This window comes from Pseudomonas sp. GL_093, assembly GCF_057837605.1.
On sequence record NZ_CM174448.1, the window covers coordinates 5,124,843 to 5,143,763 of the forward strand.

Consider the following 18,921-nt stretch of genomic DNA (forward strand, 5'->3'; position numbering starts at 1 on the left):
TCGCTTAGACGTGAGGATCACCCGGTGCTTTGCTAGGTGTAGCGTATTGCGGCTTCAAGTGGCCGTCCTGATCGAGTAGCCAGGCGTCCATGATCTGCCGCACCACAGGACCTGCGACGCGACCACCGGCCTCGCCGTTTTCGATCATCACCGAGATGACAATCTTCGGATGTTCGGCCGGGGCGAAACCGACGAACAAGGCGTTGTCTCGGTTACGCTCCAGGGTTTTCGCCCGGTTGTAACGTTCGCCCTGCTTGATCGCCACCACTTGCGCGGTACCACTCTTGCCGGCGATACGGTACTGAGCGCCCAGCGCTGCCGCTCGGGCAATCCCGCGAGCGTCGTGCATCACCATTTGCATGCCATGGTTGACCTGCTCCCAGTCACGCGGGTCTTTCAACAGGATGTTTGGTATTGGATGCTCATCCACTGGCGCCACACCGTCCACGGTTTTGGCCAGGTGCGGCCGGTTCCAGACACCTTTGTTGGCGATCAATGCCGTGGCCTGTGCCAGCTGCAACGGCGTGACCTGCATGTAGCCCTGGCCGATGCCGAGGATCACGGTCTCACCCGGGAACCATGCCTGACGGCGCGTGGCACGCTTCCAGGCTTGCGATGGCATCAAACCGGCAGACTCTTCGAACATGTCCAGCGAGACTTTCTCGCCGAGGCCGAACATGGCCATGTAGTCATGCAGGCGATCGATGCCCAGTTTATGGGCCAGGTCGTAGAAGTAGGTGTCGTTGGAGCGCATGATCGCCGCGTCCATGTCCACCCAGCCATCGCCGCTGTGGTTCCAGTTGCGGTATTTGTGATCGAAGTCCGGGAGTTGGTAATAACCGGGGTCGAAGACGCGGGTCTGCGGGGTAACGACGCCGGCGTCCAGGCCGGCAATGGCCACTTCCGGCTTGATGGTCGAACCCGGTGCATAGAGGCCGCGCAGTACGCGGTTAAACAGCGGCCGGTCGATGGAATCGTGGAGCGCTGCGTATTCCTTGAAGCTGATACCGGTGACGAACAGGTTCGGGTCGAAACTCGGCTTACTGACCATCGCGAGTACTTCGCCGGTCGACGGATCAAGAGCGACCACCGAACCGCGACGATCACCCAAGGCTTCCTCGGCGGCTTCCTGAAGTTTGACGTCGAGGCTCAGTACGATGTTTTTGCCTGGAATTGGATCGGTGTGCTTGAGCACTCGCAGGACCCGGCCCTGAGCGTTGGTTTCGACTTCTTCGTAACCCACTTGGCCGTGCAACTGCGACTCGTAGAATTTTTCGATGCCGGTCTTGCCGATGGATTGAGTGCCACGGTATTCCACCGTGTCCAGGGCTTTGGACTCTTTCTCGTTGATGCGGCCAACGTAGCCGATTGAATGCGCAAAGTGCGCCCCCATCGGGTAGTGGCGAACGAATTGTGGCTCTACGTCGATCCCCGGCAGACGGAACTCGTTGACCGCCAACACCGCGATCTGTTCTTCGCTGAGTTCATAGAACAAGGTGACCGGCACGAATGGATGGCGCGCCTGTTTCATCGCCTTGTCAAACAGCGAGCGGTCTTCGGTCGGCAGGTGCAGGAGGCTGACCACCTCATCCAGTTCCTCTTTGACATCGGAGGCGCGTTCGCGGGTGATGGTCAGGTTGAAGCTGGGACGGTTGTCCGCCAGAACTACGCCGTTGCGGTCGTAAATCAATCCGCGCGTGGGGGTGATCGGCAGGACATGGACGCGATTGTTTTCAGAGATCGTCGAGTGATAGTCAAATTCGACCACCTGCAGAACATACATGCGCACGACCAGCGCACAGGTAATGGCGACAACGAACAGGGCGCAGGCCATCAGTCTTTTGTTGACCAGGCGCGTCTCTTTTTCGTGGTCCTTGATCGGTATCGGTTGGGGCATTTCTGCAGCAGCTCTTTGACTGTAAAAGGGGCGCCAATCCGTAGGCTTGAAATCAGTCCGTTAAAAAACGAGCTGCACCATACCAAAAACCGTGCGGTCACTTTAGTGCGATTTCCTCTAACGGTTGTCCTTGAGGGCCAAAACGACGGTCGGTTTTTTTATGACTCGTGCGGTTTGCTCAAGATTGATATTCCCATTCATGCATTTTTCTTGAAGGAGGGCCTGTAGATACTGGGTGCATGTCATTTCGTTTGGTTTTTTTGGAGTCTTTCATGCATCCACGATTTCAACGTTTACTGGGCTCCAATGGATTTTCCATTGGGCTGGAACTGCCGTTGGATAACGATTGGTCTAGCGATGGGCAGCGGCTGCGGATTGCCGAGGATCGACCGTTTGGTGTTCCGGACCTGAAGCAGCATGCCGCTATGGCGCGCCTCGCAGACAAGGCGGGTTTCCGTGCGCTGTGGGTGCGTGATGTGCCGGTTTATGATCCCGATTTTGGTGATGCTGCACAGGTGTTTGAAACCTTTTCCTACCTTGGCTACCTGGCAGGGATCACCGACAACATCATGCTGGGTACGGCGGCGGTTGTATTACCGCTACGTCAACCTTGGTTAACGCTCAAGGCAGCCAACAGTGTTGATGAGCTGAGCGATGGACGTCTGCTACTGGGTGTGGCCAGTGGCGACCGGCCTATGGAGTATCCGTTGTTTGGTGTGGTCTACGATCAGCGGGGAGAGATCTTTCGCGATACGGTCGAGTTGTTGCGCAGCCAAGGTGAAGGCCGCCTGCCCGAAGGTACTCGCCTGTTACCGGAGCGAGATCAGCCAGTGCCATTGCTGGTTGCAGGCCTTGGTCAGCAATCTCCAGCGTGGATTGGCCAACACATGGACGGCTGGCTCGCCTACCCCGGTACTCCGGATGAGCATCGGCGCCGTGTGGGACTGTGGCGGGAGGTCGGCGGCGATAAACCCTACATCAGCTTCGTTCACCTGGATCTGGCGGCCAATCCTCATGCACCGATGCGACGCGTGCGTTTTGGCGGCAGTTGCGGGAGGCTGGCACTGATCGATGAGCTCCAGGCTTTGCGTGAAGCCGGTGTGCAGCACGTTGGCTTGCATCTGCGTCGTAGCGAGCGGCCGGTTGCCGAGGTTATGGAAGAGATCGCTGAATACGTTCTGCCGAAGTTTCACTAATGATGCTGCTGGAATCTGGGATAGCCGATGGACTGTCCCTTTTTCGCCACGGCACTTTTCTGCGGGCAAAACAAAACCCCTACCTGCATACGCAGATAGGGGTTTCGGAATTTAATCTTGACGATGACCTACTCTCACATGGGGAAACCCCACACTACCATCGGCGATGCATCGTTTCACTACTGAGTTCGGGATGGGATCAGGTGGTTCCAATGCTCTATGGTCGTCAAGAAATTCGGGTACTGAGTCGTGACCTGTTGGTCTCGCTTCAGCAAATTGGGTATGTGACAGCAGGTGTTTTGTGAGTATCTCGAACTTTCGGTTCGTTTCGTCTTCACACACCGCAATCTGGCGCCTCTTCAGGACAGCAAATTGCTTGGGTGTTATATGGTCAAGCCTCACGGGCAATTAGTATTGGTTAGCTCAACGCCTCACAGCGCTTACACACCCAACCTATCAACGTCGTAGTCTTCGACGGCCCTTCAGGGGACTCAAGGTCCCAGTGAGATCTCATCTTGAGGCTAGTTTCCCGCTTAGATGCTTTCAGCGGTTATCTATTCCGAACATAGCTACCCGGCAATGCCACTGGCGTGACAACCGGAACACCAGAGGTTCGTCCACTCCGGTCCTCTCGTACTAGGAGCAGCCCCTCTCAAATCTCAAACGTCCACGGCAGATAGGGACCGAACTGTCTCACGACGTTCTAAACCCAGCTCGCGTACCACTTTAAATGGCGAACAGCCATACCCTTGGGACCGGCTTCAGCCCCAGGATGTGATGAGCCGACATCGAGGTGCCAAACACCGCCGTCGATATGAACTCTTGGGCGGTATCAGCCTGTTATCCCCGGAGTACCTTTTATCCGTTGAGCGATGGCCCTTCCATACAGAACCACCGGATCACTAAGACCTACTTTCGTACCTGCTCGACGTGTCTGTCTCGCAGTCAAGCGCGCTTTTGCCTTTATACTCTACGACCGATTTCCGACCGGTCTGAGCGCACCTTCGTACTCCTCCGTTACTCTTTAGGAGGAGACCGCCCCAGTCAAACTACCCACCATACACTGTCCTCGATCCGGATAACGGACCTGAGTTAGAACCTCAAAGTTGCCAGGGTGGTATTTCAAGGTTGGCTCCACGCGAACTGGCGTCCACGCTTCAAAGCCTCCCACCTATCCTACACAAGCAAATTCAAAGTCCAGTGCAAAGCTATAGTAAAGGTTCACGGGGTCTTTCCGTCTAGCCGCGGATACACTGCATCTTCACAGCGATTTCAATTTCACTGAGTCTCGGGTGGAGACAGCGCCGCCATCGTTACGCCATTCGTGCAGGTCGGAACTTACCCGACAAGGAATTTCGCTACCTTAGGACCGTTATAGTTACGGCCGCCGTTTACCGGGGCTTCGATCAAGAGCTTCGCGTTAGCTAACCCCATCAATTAACCTTCCGGCACCGGGCAGGCGTCACACCCTATACGTCCACTTTCGTGTTTGCAGAGTGCTGTGTTTTTAATAAACAGTCGCAGCGGCCTGGTATCTTCGACCGGCATGGGCTTACGCAGTAAATGCTTCACCCTCACCGGCGCACCTTCTCCCGAAGTTACGGTGCCATTTTGCCTAGTTCCTTCACCCGAGTTCTCTCAAGCGCCTTGGTATTCTCTACCCAACCACCTGTGTCGGTTTGGGGTACGGTTCCTGGTTACCTGAAGCTTAGAAGCTTTTCTTGGAAGCATGGCATCAACCACTTCGTCACCCAAAGGGTAACTCGTCATCAGCTCTCGGCCTTAGAATCCCGGATTTACCTAAGATTCCAGCCTACCACCTTAAACTTGGACAACCAACGCCAAGCTGGCCTAGCCTTCTCCGTCCCTCCATCGCAATAACCAGAAGTACAGGAATATTAACCTGTTTTCCATCGACTACGCTTTTCAGCCTCGCCTTAGGGACCGACTAACCCTGCGTCGATTAACGTTGCGCAGGAAACCTTGGTCTTTCGGCGTGGGTGTTTTTCACACCCATTGTCGTTACTCATGTCAGCATTCGCACTTCTGATACCTCCAGCAAGCTTCTCAACTCACCTTCACAGGCTTACAGAACGCTCCTCTACCGCATCACCTAAGTGATACCCGTAGCTTCGGTGTATGGTTTGAGCCCCGTTACATCTTCCGCGCAGGCCGACTCGACTAGTGAGCTATTACGCTTTCTTTAAAGGGTGGCTGCTTCTAAGCCAACCTCCTAGCTGTCTAAGCCTTCCCACATCGTTTCCCACTTAACCATAACTTTGGGACCTTAGCTGACGGTCTGGGTTGTTTCCCTTTTCACGACGGACGTTAGCACCCGCCGTGTGTCTCCCATGCTCGGCACTTGTAGGTATTCGGAGTTTGCATCGGTTTGGTAAGTCGGGATGACCCCCTAGCCGAAACAGTGCTCTACCCCCTACAGTGATACATGAGGCGCTACCTAAATAGCTTTCGAGGAGAACCAGCTATCTCCGAGCTTGATTAGCCTTTCACTCCGATCCACAGGTCATCCGCTAACTTTTCAACGGTAGTCGGTTCGGTCCTCCAGTTAGTGTTACCCAACCTTCAACCTGCCCATGGATAGATCGCCCGGTTTCGGGTCTATTCCCAGCGACTAGACGCCCTATTAAGACTCGCTTTCGCTACGCCTCCCCTATTCGGTTAAGCTCGCCACTGAAAATAAGTCGCTGACCCATTATACAAAAGGTACGCAGTCACCCAACAAAGTGGGCTCCCACTGCTTGTACGCATACGGTTTCAGGATCTATTTCACTCCCCTCTCCGGGGTTCTTTTCGCCTTTCCCTCACGGTACTAGTTCACTATCGGTCAGTCAGTAGTATTTAGCCTTGGAGGATGGTCCCCCCATATTCAGACAAAGTTTCTCGTGCTCCGTCCTACTCGATTTCATGACTAAGAGATTTTCGCGTACAGGGCTATCACCCACTATGGCCGCACTTTCCAGAGCGTTCCGCTAATCTCAAAGCCACTTAAGGGCTAGTCCCCGTTCGCTCGCCACTACTAAGGGAATCTCGGTTGATTTCTTTTCCTCAGGGTACTTAGATGTTTCAGTTCCCCTGGTTCGCCTCTTAAGCCTATGTATTCAGCTTAAGATAACCATCTTATGATGGCTGGGTTCCCCCATTCAGACATCTCCGGATCAAAGTCTGTTTGCCGACTCCCCGAAGCTTTTCGCAGGCTACCACGTCTTTCATCGCCTCTGACTGCCAAGGCATCCACCGTATGCGCTTCTTCACTTGACCATATAACCCCAAGCAATCTGGTTATACTGTGAAGACGACATTCGCCGAAAATTCGATAATACTCAATTAAGAGCAACTCACAAATTTTACCTTAGCCTGATCCAACACCAGTGAAAGTGTTGTTCAGTCTATCTTTCTATCACATACCCAAATTTTTAAAGAACGATCTAATCCAAAGACTAGAAATCAACATTCACCATCATCACGATGGAATGCTCATTTCTAAGCTTTCAACAAACAGAAGCAGTAGTGGTGGAGCCAAACGGGATCGAACCGTTGACCTCCTGCGTGCAAGGCAGGCGCTCTCCCAGCTGAGCTATGGCCCCGTATTTCTACAGGTTCCCACACAAAATTGGTGGGCCTGGGCAGATTCGAACTGCCGACCTCACCCTTATCAGGGGTGCGCTCTAACCAACTGAGCTACAGACCCAATTTCGAGCTTTAAGGCCGACCCCACCCTGCTCTTTACCACAGAGCATGGGGTGCGTTCCAACCAACTAAGCTACAACCTGTTAGGGCTGCTTCTTATCGTCTTCTTCAATGAATCAAGCAATTCGTGTGGGAACTTATGGAGCAGCTGATGTCGTCGATTAAGGAGGTGATCCAGCCGCAGGTTCCCCTACGGCTACCTTGTTACGACTTCACCCCAGTCATGAATCACACCGTGGTAACCGTCCTCCCGAAGGTTAGACTAGCTACTTCTGGTGCAACCCACTCCCATGGTGTGACGGGCGGTGTGTACAAGGCCCGGGAACGTATTCACCGCGACATTCTGATTCGCGATTACTAGCGATTCCGACTTCACGCAGTCGAGTTGCAGACTGCGATCCGGACTACGATCGGTTTTCTGGGATTAGCTCCACCTCGCGGCTTGGCAACCCTCTGTACCGACCATTGTAGCACGTGTGTAGCCCAGGCCGTAAGGGCCATGATGACTTGACGTCATCCCCACCTTCCTCCGGTTTGTCACCGGCAGTCTCCTTAGAGTGCCCACCATTACGTGCTGGTAACTAAGGACAAGGGTTGCGCTCGTTACGGGACTTAACCCAACATCTCACGACACGAGCTGACGACAGCCATGCAGCACCTGTCTCAATGCTCCCGAAGGCACTCCACTATCTCTAGCAGACTCATTGGATGTCAAGGCCTGGTAAGGTTCTTCGCGTTGCTTCGAATTAAACCACATGCTCCACCGCTTGTGCGGGCCCCCGTCAATTCATTTGAGTTTTAACCTTGCGGCCGTACTCCCCAGGCGGTCAACTTAATGCGTTAGCTGCGCCACTAAGAGCTCAAGGCTCCCAACGGCTAGTTGACATCGTTTACGGCGTGGACTACCAGGGTATCTAATCCTGTTTGCTCCCCACGCTTTCGCACCTCAGTGTCAGTATCAGTCCAGGTGGTCGCCTTCGCCACTGGTGTTCCTTCCTATATCTACGCATTTCACCGCTACACAGGAAATTCCACCACCCTCTACCATACTCTAGCTTGTCAGTTTTGAATGCAGTTCCCAGGTTGAGCCCGGGGATTTCACATCCAACTTAACAAACCACCTACGCGCGCTTTACGCCCAGTAATTCCGATTAACGCTTGCACCCTCTGTATTACCGCGGCTGCTGGCACAGAGTTAGCCGGTGCTTATTCTGTCGGTAACGTCAAGACACCAACGTATTAGGTTAATGCCCTTCCTCCCAACTTAAAGTGCTTTACAATCCGAAGACCTTCTTCACACACGCGGCATGGCTGGATCAGGCTTTCGCCCATTGTCCAATATTCCCCACTGCTGCCTCCCGTAGGAGTCTGGACCGTGTCTCAGTTCCAGTGTGACTGATCATCCTCTCAGACCAGTTACGGATCGTCGCCTTGGTGAGCCATTACCTCACCAACTAGCTAATCCGACCTAGGCTCATCTGATAGCGCAAGGCCCGAAGGTCCCCTGCTTTCTCCCGTAGGACGTATGCGGTATTAGCGTCCGTTTCCGAGCGTTATCCCCCACTACCAGGCAGATTCCTAGGCATTACTCACCCGTCCGCCGCTCGCCACCAGGTACAAGTACCCGTGCTGCCGCTCGACTTGCATGTGTTAGGCCTGCCGCCAGCGTTCAATCTGAGCCATGATCAAACTCTTCAGTTCAAACATCTTTGGGTTTTTAAGAAACCCTAAACTTGGCTCAGCAATCGTTGGTTACACCTTTGATTTCTCGCGGAGTAACTTGTGATGCTGATAATCTTGCTGACTATCAGTCTGACTCCACAAGCACCCACACGAATTGCTTGATTCAGTTGTTAAAGAGCGGTTGGTTAAGATCTTTCGTCTCAACCGAGGCGCGCATTCTACAGCAGCCTCTGTTGCTGTCAAGCGGTTATTTTCCGAAGTTTTCAAAGTTTCCTTTGCAACTTCAACCACTTGCGCTTGCGATCTCTCGTTAGCGGGAGGCGAATTCTACAGCGTTACTCGCTGCTGTCAACACCTCTTTTACACCGCTTTCGACCGAGAAGATCGAACCGTCAATCAAGCTAAACCACCCTGCCTGACCGACTCCTTCTGGGCTTCGATGACCTGAAGCAACTCGCTGTCGAAAACTGCGCAACTCATTGTTTACCAAGGAGTTTTCCGTTTCGACTGCGCCGGAAGTGGGGCGAATTATAGACTTCCAGAATCTGCCGTCAACCCTTAATTATGCTTTTCTATAAGGATGCTCAAAATCGCTGCTTATATATAGACGCGCCCGCCATGAATGCGCAGTATATTGCCCAATAACACTCTCGCTTCCTACTTCGGACGATGCCACGCCATGAATGACCAACCTCGCAGCCTTGCCTCGACCCTGTTTTCGGTTGGCCTGCTATTGATAGCCATGGCATCAATCCAGTCGGGAGCCTCCCTGGCTAAAAGCATGTTCCCCATTATCGGCGCGCAAGGGACCACCACCCTGCGGCTGATCTTCGCCAGTGTGATCATGATGTTGATACTGCGCCCCTGGCGAGCGAAGCTCACCGCAAAATCCCTGCGCACTGTCATCGTCTACGGAATGGCGTTGGGCGGCATGAACTTCCTCTTCTATATGTCCTTGCAAACCGTCCCCCTCGGTATCGCGGTTGCGCTGGAATTCACCGGCCCACTGGCGGTAGCCATCTACGCCTCACGTCGCGCGATCGACTTTTTGTGGATCGCCCTGGCAGCCGTCGGCTTGCTGCTGTTAATACCTATGGGAGAAGCGACCGCGGGAATCGATCTGGTAGGCGCCGGTTACGCATTGGGCGCAGGTGTCTGCTGGGCGCTGTACATTCTGTTCGGCCAAAAGGCCGGCGCCGACAATGGCGTGCAGACCGCGGCACTGGGGGTGATGATTGCGGCACTTTTTGTAGCCCCTATCGGCATCGTCCATGCTGGCGCCGCGCTGCTCACTCCCTCACTGATCCCCGTGGCCATCGCTGTCGCCATTCTGTCCACCGCCGTGCCCTACACGCTGGAGATGGTCGCCCTCACCCGAATCCCGACCCGGACCTTCGGCACGTTGATGAGTATTGAACCTGCGATCGGCGCCCTGTCAGGCCTGTTGTTTCTCCATGAGTACCTCTCACTGTCACAATGGATGGCCATCCTGTGCATCATTCTGGCTTCCATAGGCGCGACCATGACGATGGGGAGTGCAACCAAGCCTGCTGTCGCTGCAGATTGAGACAGGATTTGACGAGGGTCTGGTATTTGCCGCGCAATTAGGCCATGTTTAGACCCGTAACCCAGTGTCAGACATGGATTTTTCAGATAGGGATATCAGAACGCTTCAAGCGAAAGCGAATGCAGCCAGACCCGGGCGCAAAGATCCGGGGACGCTATAAGGACAGTAATGAAACGAATTTTGATACTGATCGCCGTACTTGCGGTTGCGGGCTGCGCGGCGACATCGAAAACCCAGGTAAAACACGGCAAGAGAGGGCTGCATATCAACTGTTCCGGGCTGTCGTCATCCTGGGACAAGTGCTACACCAGCGCTGCCAACTCGTGCGCTCCCAAAGGTTACAAGGTCATCGCCAAGTCAGGGGACGCTGTGGAAGAACCAGGCGATTACCCGTTCGGCCTCAACCCTGCCGGCTATACCAGCCGCAGCATGATCGTCATCTGCAAATAGGTTGATGCTGCCTGGTCAGGTTCGTGGACCTGCGATCTGGCGGCCAATCTCATCGTAACTGGATTTCAGTACCGCGCGCTGAATGTCCGGTGTGGCCAGCATTCGCGCAATGACCAACGCACCGATACATTGCGACAGAATCGCCCAGGCCAGGCTGTCGCTTTCCAGAACTTGCGCCCAACTCCCCTGAAGCCGACAAATCCAGCTCTCCGCCTGCTGACGAATCATCACGTCTGAACGTGCAATCTCAGCCCCCAATGCCGGCAAAGCACATCCGGACTCCGGGTGCTCGACATGAGCCATGCTCAGATAGTGTTTCAGGCAGCGCTTGAGCTTGTCACGACTCTGGTCCGCCCCTAAACGCTCCAGGCTTTGAGACAGCTCACGCTCGACGATTGAAGCGAACAGCTCATCCTTCGATGAAAAGTGACTGTAGAACGCCCCGCCACTCAAACCGATCGCCTTCATCAAACCGTCGACACCCACCGTTGAAAAACCGGACTTCTTGGCCGACACCGCACTGCTTTCAAGTAGTTTCTCTTTGGTTTCCAGTTTGTGATTGGCCGAGTAACGCATTGCCTTGCCCTCAGGATTGATCGCCTTGACGCTTGCCGAATCGTAGCATAACGTTCGTTTAGTTAACGATCGTTTAGCAAAGGGATCTACCCATGAATAACAAGAAGGTCGTACTGGTTGTAGGTGCTGGGGATGCCACCGGCGGCGCAATTGCAAAACGCTTTGCGCAGGAAGGATTTGTGGCGTGTGTCACCCGACGCAGCGCGGACAAACTCCAGCCGCTGGTGGATACCATCAAGGCCGAAGGCGGTGAAGCCCATGGTTTTGCCTGCGATGCACGCAAGGAAGAGGACGTGATTGCGTTAGTTGAGCAGATCGAAAGCCAGATTGGCCCAATCGAAGCGTTCGTCTTCAACATCGGCGCCAATGTGCCTTGCAGCATTCTCGAAGAAACCGCGCGCAAATATTTCAAGATCTGGGAAATGGCCTGCTTCTCAGGATTTCTCAACGCTCGTGAAGTGGCCAAGCGCATGGCCAAGCGTCAACGCGGGACAATTTTGTTCACCGGTGCTACCGCCGGCCTGCGTGGGGCCTCAGGATTTGCGGCGTTCGCCGGCGCCAAACACGGGATTCGTGCCCTGGCGCAAAGCATGGCGCGTGAACTGGGGCCGATGAACATCCACGTCGCGCATGTTGTAGTCGACGGTGCCATCGATACCGATTTTATCCGCGAGAGTTTCCCCGAAAAGTACGCGACCAAGGACGAGGACGGCATTCTCAATCCAGAGCACATCGCCGAAAACTATTGGTACCTGCACAGCCAGCCCCGTGACGCATGGACCTTCGAGCTGGACCTGCGCCCCTGGAGCGAACGCTGGTAAGCCCTCCCCCACAATAATAAACAGAGCGCATCGACCATGAGCAAAACCGTGGAGTTCTACTTCGACCTCGGCAGCCCCGCCACCTACCTGGCCTATACCCAACTACCGAAGATCTGCGAACAGACCGACAGCCAGTTGATCTACATACCCATCCTGCTGGGTGGCGTCTTCAAAGCCACTGGTAACGCCTCCCCCGCGACCATCCCCGCCAAGGGCCGCTACATGTTTCAAGACCTGGACCGCTATGCCAAGCGCTATGGCGTGCCACTGAAGTTCAATCCCCACTTTCCTATCAACACCCTGATGCTGATGCGCGCCGTCACCGGCATGCAATTGCGCCATCCCGAACGCTTTCTGGCGTTCATCGATTGCCTGTTTCACGCCCTGTGGGTAGAAGGCCGCAGCCTCGATGACCTCGCAACCGTTGCGTCAGTACTGACACAGAACGGTTTCGAGCCCAATGCGGTGCTGGCCCTGACCGCCGACGAGGAGGTCAAAGCGGCGCTCAAGGACAACACAGAGAAAGCGGTGCAACGGGGCGTATTCGGTGCCCCAAGCATGTTTGTCGATAATCAGCTGTTCTTCGGGCAGGACCGCCTGGATTTCGTCCTTGAAGCCCTGAGTTAAATCTCGACAACCAACCGCCCCTGCGCAGCTCCCGAATCGAGCAGCTCATGGGCGGCGTCGGCGGTTTGCAGGGTGAACTGCCGAGGGTCGAGCAACGGTTTCAACTGACCCGCCTCGATCAACTGCGCCGCCTCCCTAAGTATCTCCCCGTGATGCTCGCGCCCCTTGCCAGTCAACAACGGTAACAAGGTAAACACCCCAGAATAAGTCGCCCCACGAAACGAGAGTGGCGCAAGACTGTGCTGCCCCCATCCAAGACAACTCACGACATGCCCCTCGTAGACCCGGGCAGCCTTGAATGAAGCGTCCAGCGTCTCACCACCCACCGTGTCGTAGACAATATCGAAACCCTCCCCCGCCGTGTGCTCAGCCACATACTCCTCAACCGAAGATTTACGGTAATCAATAAACGTCGCACCAACCCCTTCAATGATCGCCTGCTTCCCGGCCGACCCGGTGGCAAACACGTCAGCACCGAAAGCCCGGGCAATTTGCACAGCCACATGCCCGACACCACCCGCACCGCCGTGAATCAGCACTTTCTGCCCCGTCCGCACCCGCGCACGATCCACCAATCCTTCCCACGCCGTGATCAGTACCAACGGCAACCCTGCGGCCTCACGCATGCTCAGATTGACTGGCTTGCGCGCCAGCAGTCGTGCATCGACGGCGGCGTACTCCGCCAGTGAACCCTGCGCACCGCCAATGCCGGTGGCCATCGCATAGACCTCATCACCCGGCAGCCATCCACTGACGCCCTCCCCCAATGCCGCCACTGTCCCCGCAAGATCAATACCCAATACCGCCGGCAAAGGCTGACGCGCATGAGCAGCCTGACCCGAGCGAATCTTTCCATCCAAAGGGTTCACCCCACTGGCCTTGATCCTGACCAACACCTGACCGGCTCCAGGCACGGGGCGTTGAATGGAAGCCAAGCGTAAAGGCCCGTTAGCCGAATCAACAATCAGAGCACGCATTTCAAGTGAGTCAGTCATTTCGCATCTTCCCGTCAGAGGTGGCTGTGGGATAAATCTTCCTCCTGCTCACTCATGCCGATAAGACGCTATATAGCTATAGTGACCATGCCCATTTGGCATCAATGAGAAACCCCGTGGACAAACTCAATGCAATGGCGATCTTCGTCCGTGTCGTCGAACGTGGCAGCTTTTCTGCCGTCGCCCGGGAATTGCAGACCAGTCAGCCGACCATCAGCAAAGTGCTGCGAGCACTGGAAACTGAGCTGGGTGGGAAGCTGATTTCCCGCAGCACCCGACAACTGTCCCTGACCGACGAAGGTCAGCGGTACTACAGCGAATGTCGACAAATACTGGCGGCCGTAGATGCCGCAGAACACAGCTTTCACTCCGGCCGCGAAGCTGTTGCCGGAAACCTTAAAATCGGCTCTTCCGTGAGTTTTGGGCGCTTGCAGATTGCTCCGCGACTGCCGGCATTCCTCAAAAAACATCCCCAGGTGCAAATTGATCTGCAACTGAGCGATCAAAATCAGGACCTGGTCAGTGAAGGACTGGACGTCACGTTCAGGATCGGCGAGTTGAACGACAGTGGATTGATTGCCCGCCGCATCGGCACCACCCACCGAGTGACCGTCGCAACGCCCGACTACCTTGCGCAACACGGCCACCCGCAAACACCGCAAGAACTGAGCGAGCACAACTGCCTGCTGTTCAACCTGCTGAACAGTCAGAACCTATGGGTTTACGAGAGAGATGCCCAGCGTCACGAAGTGCGAATCAAGGGAAACGCACAAAGTAACAATTCCGAGGCAATCCGCGAGATGGTGTTGGGGGGATTGGGGATTGCGCTGTCGCCGGTTTGGCTGTTCAGCGAGGACTTGAAGGCGGGACGCGTGAAAGCGATTCTGCTGGAATACAGCGCGCAGTCGCTGCCGATTCATGCCGTGTCCCCGGCGAATCGTCGCCAATCCGCCAGGGTCAAAGCCTTTGTCGACTACATGAGCCAGGCGCTCGAAGAAGCGCCTGAACTCAAACCGATCAAATAGCCGCAGTCCGGGTGTTCAACCACTCAAGGGCTGCGCCGTCGAGCAATGGGTTCAAGCGCTGGCGCACCTCGGCGTGGTAGGCGTTGAACCACTGCTTTTCGTCATCGGTCAGCAGCGACGGCTCCAGGCAGCGAGTGTCGATCGGGCACAAGGTCAGGGTTTCGAACTTCAGGAATTCACCGAATTCGCTTTTGCCTGCCTCACGGTTCAACACCAGGTTCTCGATCCGCACACCCCAGCGGCCCGGACGGTAAGTGCCCGGTTCGATGGACGTGATCATGCCCGGCTGCATAGCGGTTTGTGGTGCCGCGGCGGCCTGATAGGCGATGACCTGCGGGCCTTCGTGCACGTTGAGGAAGTAGCCGACGCCGTGACCGGTGCCGTGACCGTAGTCAACGCTTTCAGCCCAGATCGGCGCCCGGGCAATCGAATCGAGCAACGGCGAAAGAATGCCACGAGGGAATTGCGCACGGGACAACGCAATCACACCTTTGAGCACTCGCGTGCAATCGCGCTTCTGCTCAGCGGTCGGCGTACCGACCGGCACCATCCGCGTGATGTCAGTGGTGCCGCCCAGGTACTGGCCGCCAGAGTCGATCAGCAACAGACCGTCGCCTTCGATCACCGCGTGTTCTTCTTCGGTGGCGTGGTAGTGCGGCATCGCGCCGTTGGCGTTGAACGCGGCAATGGTGTTGAAGCTCAGCGATACATACCCCGGACGTTGGGTACGCGCGGCCGTCAGGTGTTCGTCGATGGTCAGTTCGGTGATGCGTTCACGACCCAACGCAGTGTCCAGCCAGGTGAAGAATTCGCACAGCGCCGCGCCGTCCTGCTCCATGGCCTGACGAATGTGCTCGGCATCGGCCAGGCTTTTCTGCGACTTGGCCAACGTCGTCGGGTTCAGGCCTTCGACCAGCTTCACACCGCTATCCAGGTTTTCCAGCAAGCCAGCGGTGACGCGCGCCGGATCGACTTGCAGGCTCGCCCCGCTCGGTACGGCGCGCAAGGCGGCGGCCACTTCGCTGTAATCGCGCAGGGTCACGCCGTCCTGTTCGAGGACGGCGCGCAGTTCGGCATCGACCTTGCTCAGCGCCACGAACAGGGTTGCCTGCTGCTGGCTGATCAAGGCAAAGGAGACAAACACCGGGTTGAACGACACATCACCGCCGCGCAAGTTGAACAGCCAGGCGATGTCGTCGAGGGTGGCGATGAAGTGCCAGTCGGCACCGCGATCTTCCAAAACCTCACGCAGCTTGGCAAGTTTCTCGCCGCGGCTGACCGTCGCCTGAGGCGGCAGGTGTTGATAGATCGGCTCATTCGGCAGCGTCGGGCGGTCGCTCCAGACTTCGCTCAACACATCGATGTCAGTGCGCAGTCGAGCGCCGCGTTCTTCGAGCTTGCCACCCAGAGTACGCGCCGAAGCCACGGCCATTACCGCACCATCTACCGCGACGACGCCGCCTTCAGGGGTTTGCTCGGCCAGCCAGTCCAGCGGGCCGGGCTGACCCGGTTGCAGCTTGACCAGTTCGATCCCGCTGCCTTTGAGTTCCTTGGTCGCTTGTTCCCAATAACGGCTGTCGGCCCAGACGCCGGCAAAGTCCGGCGTAACGATCAGCGTACCGACCGAGCCATGGAAGCCCGACAACCATTGCCGCCCTTGCCAGTAACCCGGCAGGTATTCAGAAAGATGTGGGTCGGCCGACGGCACCAGCAGAGCATGAATGCCCTCCCGGCTCATCAGTTCGCGGGTTTGCGCCAGGCGTTGGGGCACCGATCCATTGATCGAAGGCTGCGTACTCATCATGTCTCCTGCTAATCACTTCATCATTATTGTTGAGTGCCGATCAACGCCGACACTTTCAGACCTTATTGCCAGAATGCCGGAGCACTGGCGCAGGCCGCTTTAATCAGGTGTACCGCTTGGTCGATGTCCTGCTCGGTGGTGAACCGGCCGAGACTCAAGCGAATGGTGCGACTCGCCGAGCGGGCGTCATGCCCCAGGGCCAGCAGCACATGGGAGGGCGCATTGCTCGCGGAATTGCAGGCCGAGGTCGCGGAAAACGCGATCGAAGTGCTCAACGCCGCGGAATTGAACTCACCTTCGTTGAAGGTCAGGCTCAACGTATGAGGGATGCGCTGGGTCGGACTGCCATTGAGGCGAACGCCGGGAATACTCAGCAACTGTTCGAGCAAGCGCTCGCGCAACCGGACGATCGTGGCTTTCTCTTCGTCGAACGAAGAGGCCGCCAACGCGAACGCCACACCCATGCCAGCGATTTGGTGAGTCGCCAGGGTGCCGGAACGCAAACCGCCCTCGTGACCACCGCCGTGAATCTGCGCCTGCACATGCTGCTGCGCGCGCGGCCCGACGTACAGCGCGCCGATGCCTTTGGGGCCGTAAATCTTGTGGGCGGAAAATGACATCAGATCCACTGGCCACCGGGCCAGATCGATCAGCACTTTGCCTGCACCTTGAGCCGCGTCGACATGGAACAACGCATCGCGAGCACGCACGACTTCACCGATAGCCGAGATGTCGTTGACGGTGCCCAGCTCGTTGTTGACCAGCATCAGCGACACCAGAAAGGTGTCTTCGCGCATCGCTTCGCTGACCGCTTGCGGGGTAATCAAACCCTCGGCGTCAGGCACCAGATAGGTCACCGCAACACCGGCGTCCTGCAACTGCTTCGCCGTGTCGAGAATCGCTTTGTGTTCGATCTGGCTGGTGATGATGTGGCCGCCAGAAACGCCGCGGGCCTGGGCCACGCCCTTGAGGGCAAGGTTGTTCGATTCGGTGGCGCCGGAGGTCCAGACGATCTGGTCCGCCTGGGCGCCGACCAGTTCGGCGACCTGACACCGCGCCTGCTCGACCGTTTGCCGGGCCTGTTGACCGAACGCATGGGAGCTGGACGCCGGGTTGCCGAAGTTGCCAGTAAAACCCAGACACTCGACCATGACCTTGATGACTCGCTCATCCACCGGCGTGGTGGCGGCGTAGTCGAAATACAGAGGACGTTTATTCATAGAAGACTCGCAGAGCATGTTCCGGGATCAGGAGGCTCGTCACTGAAACATCAAAGCGCAGCCTCGTGAGCTGCGCCGATGTGCAGAGCGTTAGAAATACCTGATCGGAGGCCGTTAAAGAAGAACAACTTCATTTAAAAGTGCGTAGGAACGCTCCTGAAGTCGAGCTTAACAGGCATCGGGCAACCGGTTGAAGCAATGCGTCAGCTAAAGCTTTCGAGCAACAACGGATACAGAGAAGCCACCAGCAGCAAGGCCATGCCCCAGTTGAACAGCCGCAACCAGCGGCGATCCTTCAGCACGTTGCGCAACAACGTACCGCAGCCTGCCCAGACACTGACGCTCGGCAGGTTGATCAAGGCGAACACGGCCGCAATCACGATCACGTTGGTGAAATAACCCTGCATTGGCGTGTAGGTGCTGATGGCACCGATGGCCATGATCCAGGCTTTGGGATTGACCCACTGGAACGCTGCGGCGCCCAAATAGCTGATCGGCTTGCTCTCGCCCTTTTCACTCTCGGAAACCGGTCCCGAACGGGCGATTTTCCACGCCAGGTACAACAAATACGCCGCGCCGACGTAACGCAGCACGCTGTAGAGCAAAGGATAAGTTTGAAACACGGCGCCCAAGCCAAAACCTACCGCGACGACGAGTACGAAGAAGCCACAGGTAATGCCAAGCATGTGGGGGATGGTGCGGTTAAAGCCGAAGTTCACACCCGATGCCAGCAACATCGTGTTGTTGGGGCCGGGGGTGATCGAGGTGACAAGCGCAAACAGGGCGAAGCCCAGCAGCAAATCGAGCGAGAGCGTCATGGGTGGCAGTCCATTGGGGTCAGTCAGGTGTTGACCCTATCGCAGGACTTCAGGGAAACCCACGGACAGTTGCGTGAAACTTCGAGCGGTACAGTTTTCGATCAGCTAGGACGACCGTGAAGCTGTACAGCACGTTCGGCGTTCATCTCGCCTTGTTTGTCGAAACTGAACGACTTTTGCGGTTGGCCGAGCAATTCGGCTTTCTTCGCGTGGTATTCGTCGAAAGACAGACCGCGACGATTCAACGCCTCAAGTGCCAATTCTCTGGTTTCTTCCGCGGTGTACGGCCGTAATTCCGGGGAAACATGGCTGGCACATCCGGCGAGCACGGAGACCGCAAGCAGCAAGAAAGTAGCGATTAGAGGTTTCATGGTGAGCGTCCTGGTGTATCTGGGTTCGGGCAATGAACACAGGCTACGCCGGGCATCCGATCAGCAGAAATCAACGCTCTCGATAGTGGCTATCGACTTTGCCTAATGCCGCTCAACTTGAGCGCCTTATATCTCTAAACGATCTATAAATATTAATTTATGG

At 56.1% G+C, this 18,921-nt stretch carries 13 protein-coding genes, 2 tRNA genes and 3 rRNA genes; 6 read left to right on the plus strand and 12 right to left on the minus strand.

What is annotated here, in order from left to right; all coding sequences use genetic code 11:
- Nucleotides 1-4: 4 nt before the first annotated feature.
- Nucleotides 5-1,897, minus strand: coding sequence for a penicillin-binding protein 2 (mrdA, locus tag AC3IUE_RS23600; RefSeq protein WP_489263927.1), 1,893 nt, complete (start codon nt 1,895-1,897; stop codon nt 5-7).
- A gap of 272 nt (nt 1,898-2,169) precedes the next feature.
- Here mrdA and AC3IUE_RS23605 point away from each other — a divergent pair, with 272 nt between their 5' ends.
- Nucleotides 2,170-3,093, plus strand: a complete 924-nt coding sequence (locus AC3IUE_RS23605; protein ID WP_489268936.1) for a TIGR03571 family LLM class oxidoreductase — start codon at nt 2,170-2,172, stop codon at nt 3,091-3,093.
- A 115-nt stretch (nt 3,094-3,208) separates the two neighbouring features.
- Here the strand turns inward: AC3IUE_RS23605 and rrf are convergent.
- The 5 genes from rrf to AC3IUE_RS23630 all read right to left on the minus strand — a co-directional run bounded on the left by rrf (nt 3,209) and on the right by AC3IUE_RS23630 (nt 8,502).
- Nucleotides 3,209-3,324 (minus strand): 5S ribosomal RNA (gene rrf, locus AC3IUE_RS23610).
- 156 nt (nt 3,325-3,480) lie between these two features.
- Nucleotides 3,481-6,372: ribosomal RNA gene (locus AC3IUE_RS23615) — 23S ribosomal RNA — on the minus strand.
- A 250-nt stretch (nt 6,373-6,622) separates the two neighbouring features.
- Nucleotides 6,623-6,698 (minus strand) — tRNA-Ala (locus AC3IUE_RS23620).
- A 27-nt stretch (nt 6,699-6,725) separates the two neighbouring features.
- Nucleotides 6,726-6,802, minus strand: a tRNA-Ile gene (locus tag AC3IUE_RS23625).
- Between the two features lie 161 nt (nt 6,803-6,963).
- Nucleotides 6,964-8,502: ribosomal RNA gene (locus tag AC3IUE_RS23630) — 16S ribosomal RNA — on the minus strand.
- Together the 16S, 23S and 5S rRNA genes with 2 tRNA genes alongside form the textbook arrangement of a ribosomal RNA operon.
- A 661-nt stretch (nt 8,503-9,163) precedes the next feature.
- Between AC3IUE_RS23630 and rhtA the strand changes: the two genes are divergently transcribed.
- Nucleotides 9,164-10,051 carry a threonine/homoserine exporter RhtA gene (gene rhtA, locus AC3IUE_RS23635; protein ID WP_489263929.1) on the plus strand — a complete coding sequence of 296 codons (888 nt, stop codon included), beginning with the start codon at nt 9,164-9,166 and terminating at the stop codon, nt 10,049-10,051.
- A 168-nt stretch (nt 10,052-10,219) separates the two neighbouring features.
- Nucleotides 10,220-10,501: a hypothetical protein gene (locus AC3IUE_RS23640; RefSeq protein ID WP_008156219.1), complete on the plus strand. Its 282-nt coding sequence runs from the start codon at nt 10,220-10,222 to the stop codon at nt 10,499-10,501.
- Between the two features lie 15 nt (nt 10,502-10,516).
- On the opposite strand, the gene AC3IUE_RS23645 is transcribed toward AC3IUE_RS23640, so the two are convergent.
- Nucleotides 10,517-11,077: a TetR/AcrR family transcriptional regulator gene (locus tag AC3IUE_RS23645; RefSeq protein WP_489263930.1), complete on the minus strand. Its 561-nt coding sequence runs from the start codon at nt 11,075-11,077 to the stop codon at nt 10,517-10,519.
- A gap of 92 nt (nt 11,078-11,169) precedes the next feature.
- On the opposite strand from AC3IUE_RS23645, the gene AC3IUE_RS23650 reads away from it, so the two are divergent.
- Nucleotides 11,170-11,898, plus strand: coding sequence for an SDR family oxidoreductase (locus tag AC3IUE_RS23650; protein ID WP_489263931.1), 729 nt, complete (start codon nt 11,170-11,172; stop codon nt 11,896-11,898).
- A 36-nt stretch (nt 11,899-11,934) separates the two neighbouring features.
- Entirely contained in the window at nt 11,935-12,525 is a 591-nt protein-coding gene (locus tag AC3IUE_RS23655; RefSeq protein WP_489263932.1) for a 2-hydroxychromene-2-carboxylate isomerase, read from the plus strand.
- Here the strand turns inward: AC3IUE_RS23655 and AC3IUE_RS23660 are convergent.
- Entirely contained in the window at nt 12,522-13,520 is a 999-nt protein-coding gene (locus tag AC3IUE_RS23660) for a zinc-dependent alcohol dehydrogenase family protein (RefSeq protein WP_489263933.1), read from the minus strand. The two genes, AC3IUE_RS23655 and AC3IUE_RS23660, sit on opposite strands and share 4 nt — an antisense overlap.
- 104 nt (nt 13,521-13,624) lie before the next feature.
- Between AC3IUE_RS23660 and AC3IUE_RS23665 the strand changes: the two genes are divergently transcribed.
- Nucleotides 13,625-14,545 carry a LysR family transcriptional regulator gene (locus AC3IUE_RS23665; RefSeq protein ID WP_489263934.1) on the plus strand — a complete coding sequence of 307 codons (921 nt, stop codon included), beginning with the start codon at nt 13,625-13,627 and terminating at the stop codon, nt 14,543-14,545.
- Here AC3IUE_RS23665 and AC3IUE_RS23670 read toward each other — a convergent pair.
- From AC3IUE_RS23670 to AC3IUE_RS23685, 4 genes are all read right to left on the minus strand, one after another.
- Nucleotides 14,538-16,346, minus strand: coding sequence for an aminopeptidase P family protein (locus tag AC3IUE_RS23670; RefSeq protein WP_489263935.1), 1,809 nt, complete (start codon nt 16,344-16,346; stop codon nt 14,538-14,540). The genes AC3IUE_RS23665 and AC3IUE_RS23670 overlap by 8 nt on opposite strands.
- 65 nt (nt 16,347-16,411) lie before the next feature.
- The gene (locus tag AC3IUE_RS23675; RefSeq protein ID WP_489263936.1) at nt 16,412-17,569 is read right to left on the minus strand and encodes a cysteine desulfurase family protein; all 1,158 of its coding nucleotides are present in this window, start codon (nt 17,567-17,569) and stop codon (nt 16,412-16,414) included.
- A 203-nt stretch (nt 17,570-17,772) separates the two neighbouring features.
- On the minus strand, nt 17,773-18,387 hold the full coding sequence (locus AC3IUE_RS23680) for a LysE family translocator (protein ID WP_046054456.1): 615 nt from the start codon (nt 18,385-18,387) through the stop codon (nt 17,773-17,775).
- 101 nt (nt 18,388-18,488) lie between these two features.
- Complete coding sequence (locus AC3IUE_RS23685) at nt 18,489-18,758, minus strand: hypothetical protein (protein ID WP_056742349.1); 270 nt, start codon at nt 18,756-18,758, stop codon at nt 18,489-18,491.
- Between the last annotated feature and the right edge of the window lie 163 nt (nt 18,759-18,921).

Coding starts and splice junctions, on each gene's coding strand:
- AC3IUE_RS23645 (WP_489263930.1), bottom strand. CDS start 11,077: ATGCGTTACTCGGCCAATCACAAACTGGAAACCAAAGAGAAACTACTT.
- AC3IUE_RS23680 (WP_046054456.1), bottom strand. CDS start 18,387: ATGACGCTCTCGCTCGATTTGCTGCTGGGCTTCGCCCTGTTTGCGCTT.
- AC3IUE_RS23650 (WP_489263931.1), top strand. CDS start 11,170: ATGAATAACAAGAAGGTCGTACTGGTTGTAGGTGCTGGGGATGCCACC.
- AC3IUE_RS23665 (WP_489263934.1), top strand. CDS start 13,625: ATGAGAAACCCCGTGGACAAACTCAATGCAATGGCGATCTTCGTCCGT.
- AC3IUE_RS23655 (WP_489263932.1), top strand. CDS start 11,935: ATGAGCAAAACCGTGGAGTTCTACTTCGACCTCGGCAGCCCCGCCACC.
- AC3IUE_RS23670 (WP_489263935.1), bottom strand. CDS start 16,346: ATGAGTACGCAGCCTTCGATCAATGGATCGGTGCCCCAACGCCTGGCG.
- AC3IUE_RS23605 (WP_489268936.1), top strand. CDS start 2,170: ATGCATCCACGATTTCAACGTTTACTGGGCTCCAATGGATTTTCCATT.
- mrdA (WP_489263927.1), bottom strand. CDS start 1,897: ATGCCCCAACCGATACCGATCAAGGACCACGAAAAAGAGACGCGCCTG.
- AC3IUE_RS23640 (WP_008156219.1), top strand. CDS start 10,220: ATGAAACGAATTTTGATACTGATCGCCGTACTTGCGGTTGCGGGCTGC.
- AC3IUE_RS23660 (WP_489263933.1), bottom strand. CDS start 13,520: ATGACTGACTCACTTGAAATGCGTGCTCTGATTGTTGATTCGGCTAAC.
- AC3IUE_RS23685 (WP_056742349.1), bottom strand. CDS start 18,758: ATGAAACCTCTAATCGCTACTTTCTTGCTGCTTGCGGTCTCCGTGCTC.
- AC3IUE_RS23675 (WP_489263936.1), bottom strand. CDS start 17,569: ATGAATAAACGTCCTCTGTATTTCGACTACGCCGCCACCACGCCGGTG.
- rhtA (WP_489263929.1), top strand. CDS start 9,164: ATGAATGACCAACCTCGCAGCCTTGCCTCGACCCTGTTTTCGGTTGGC.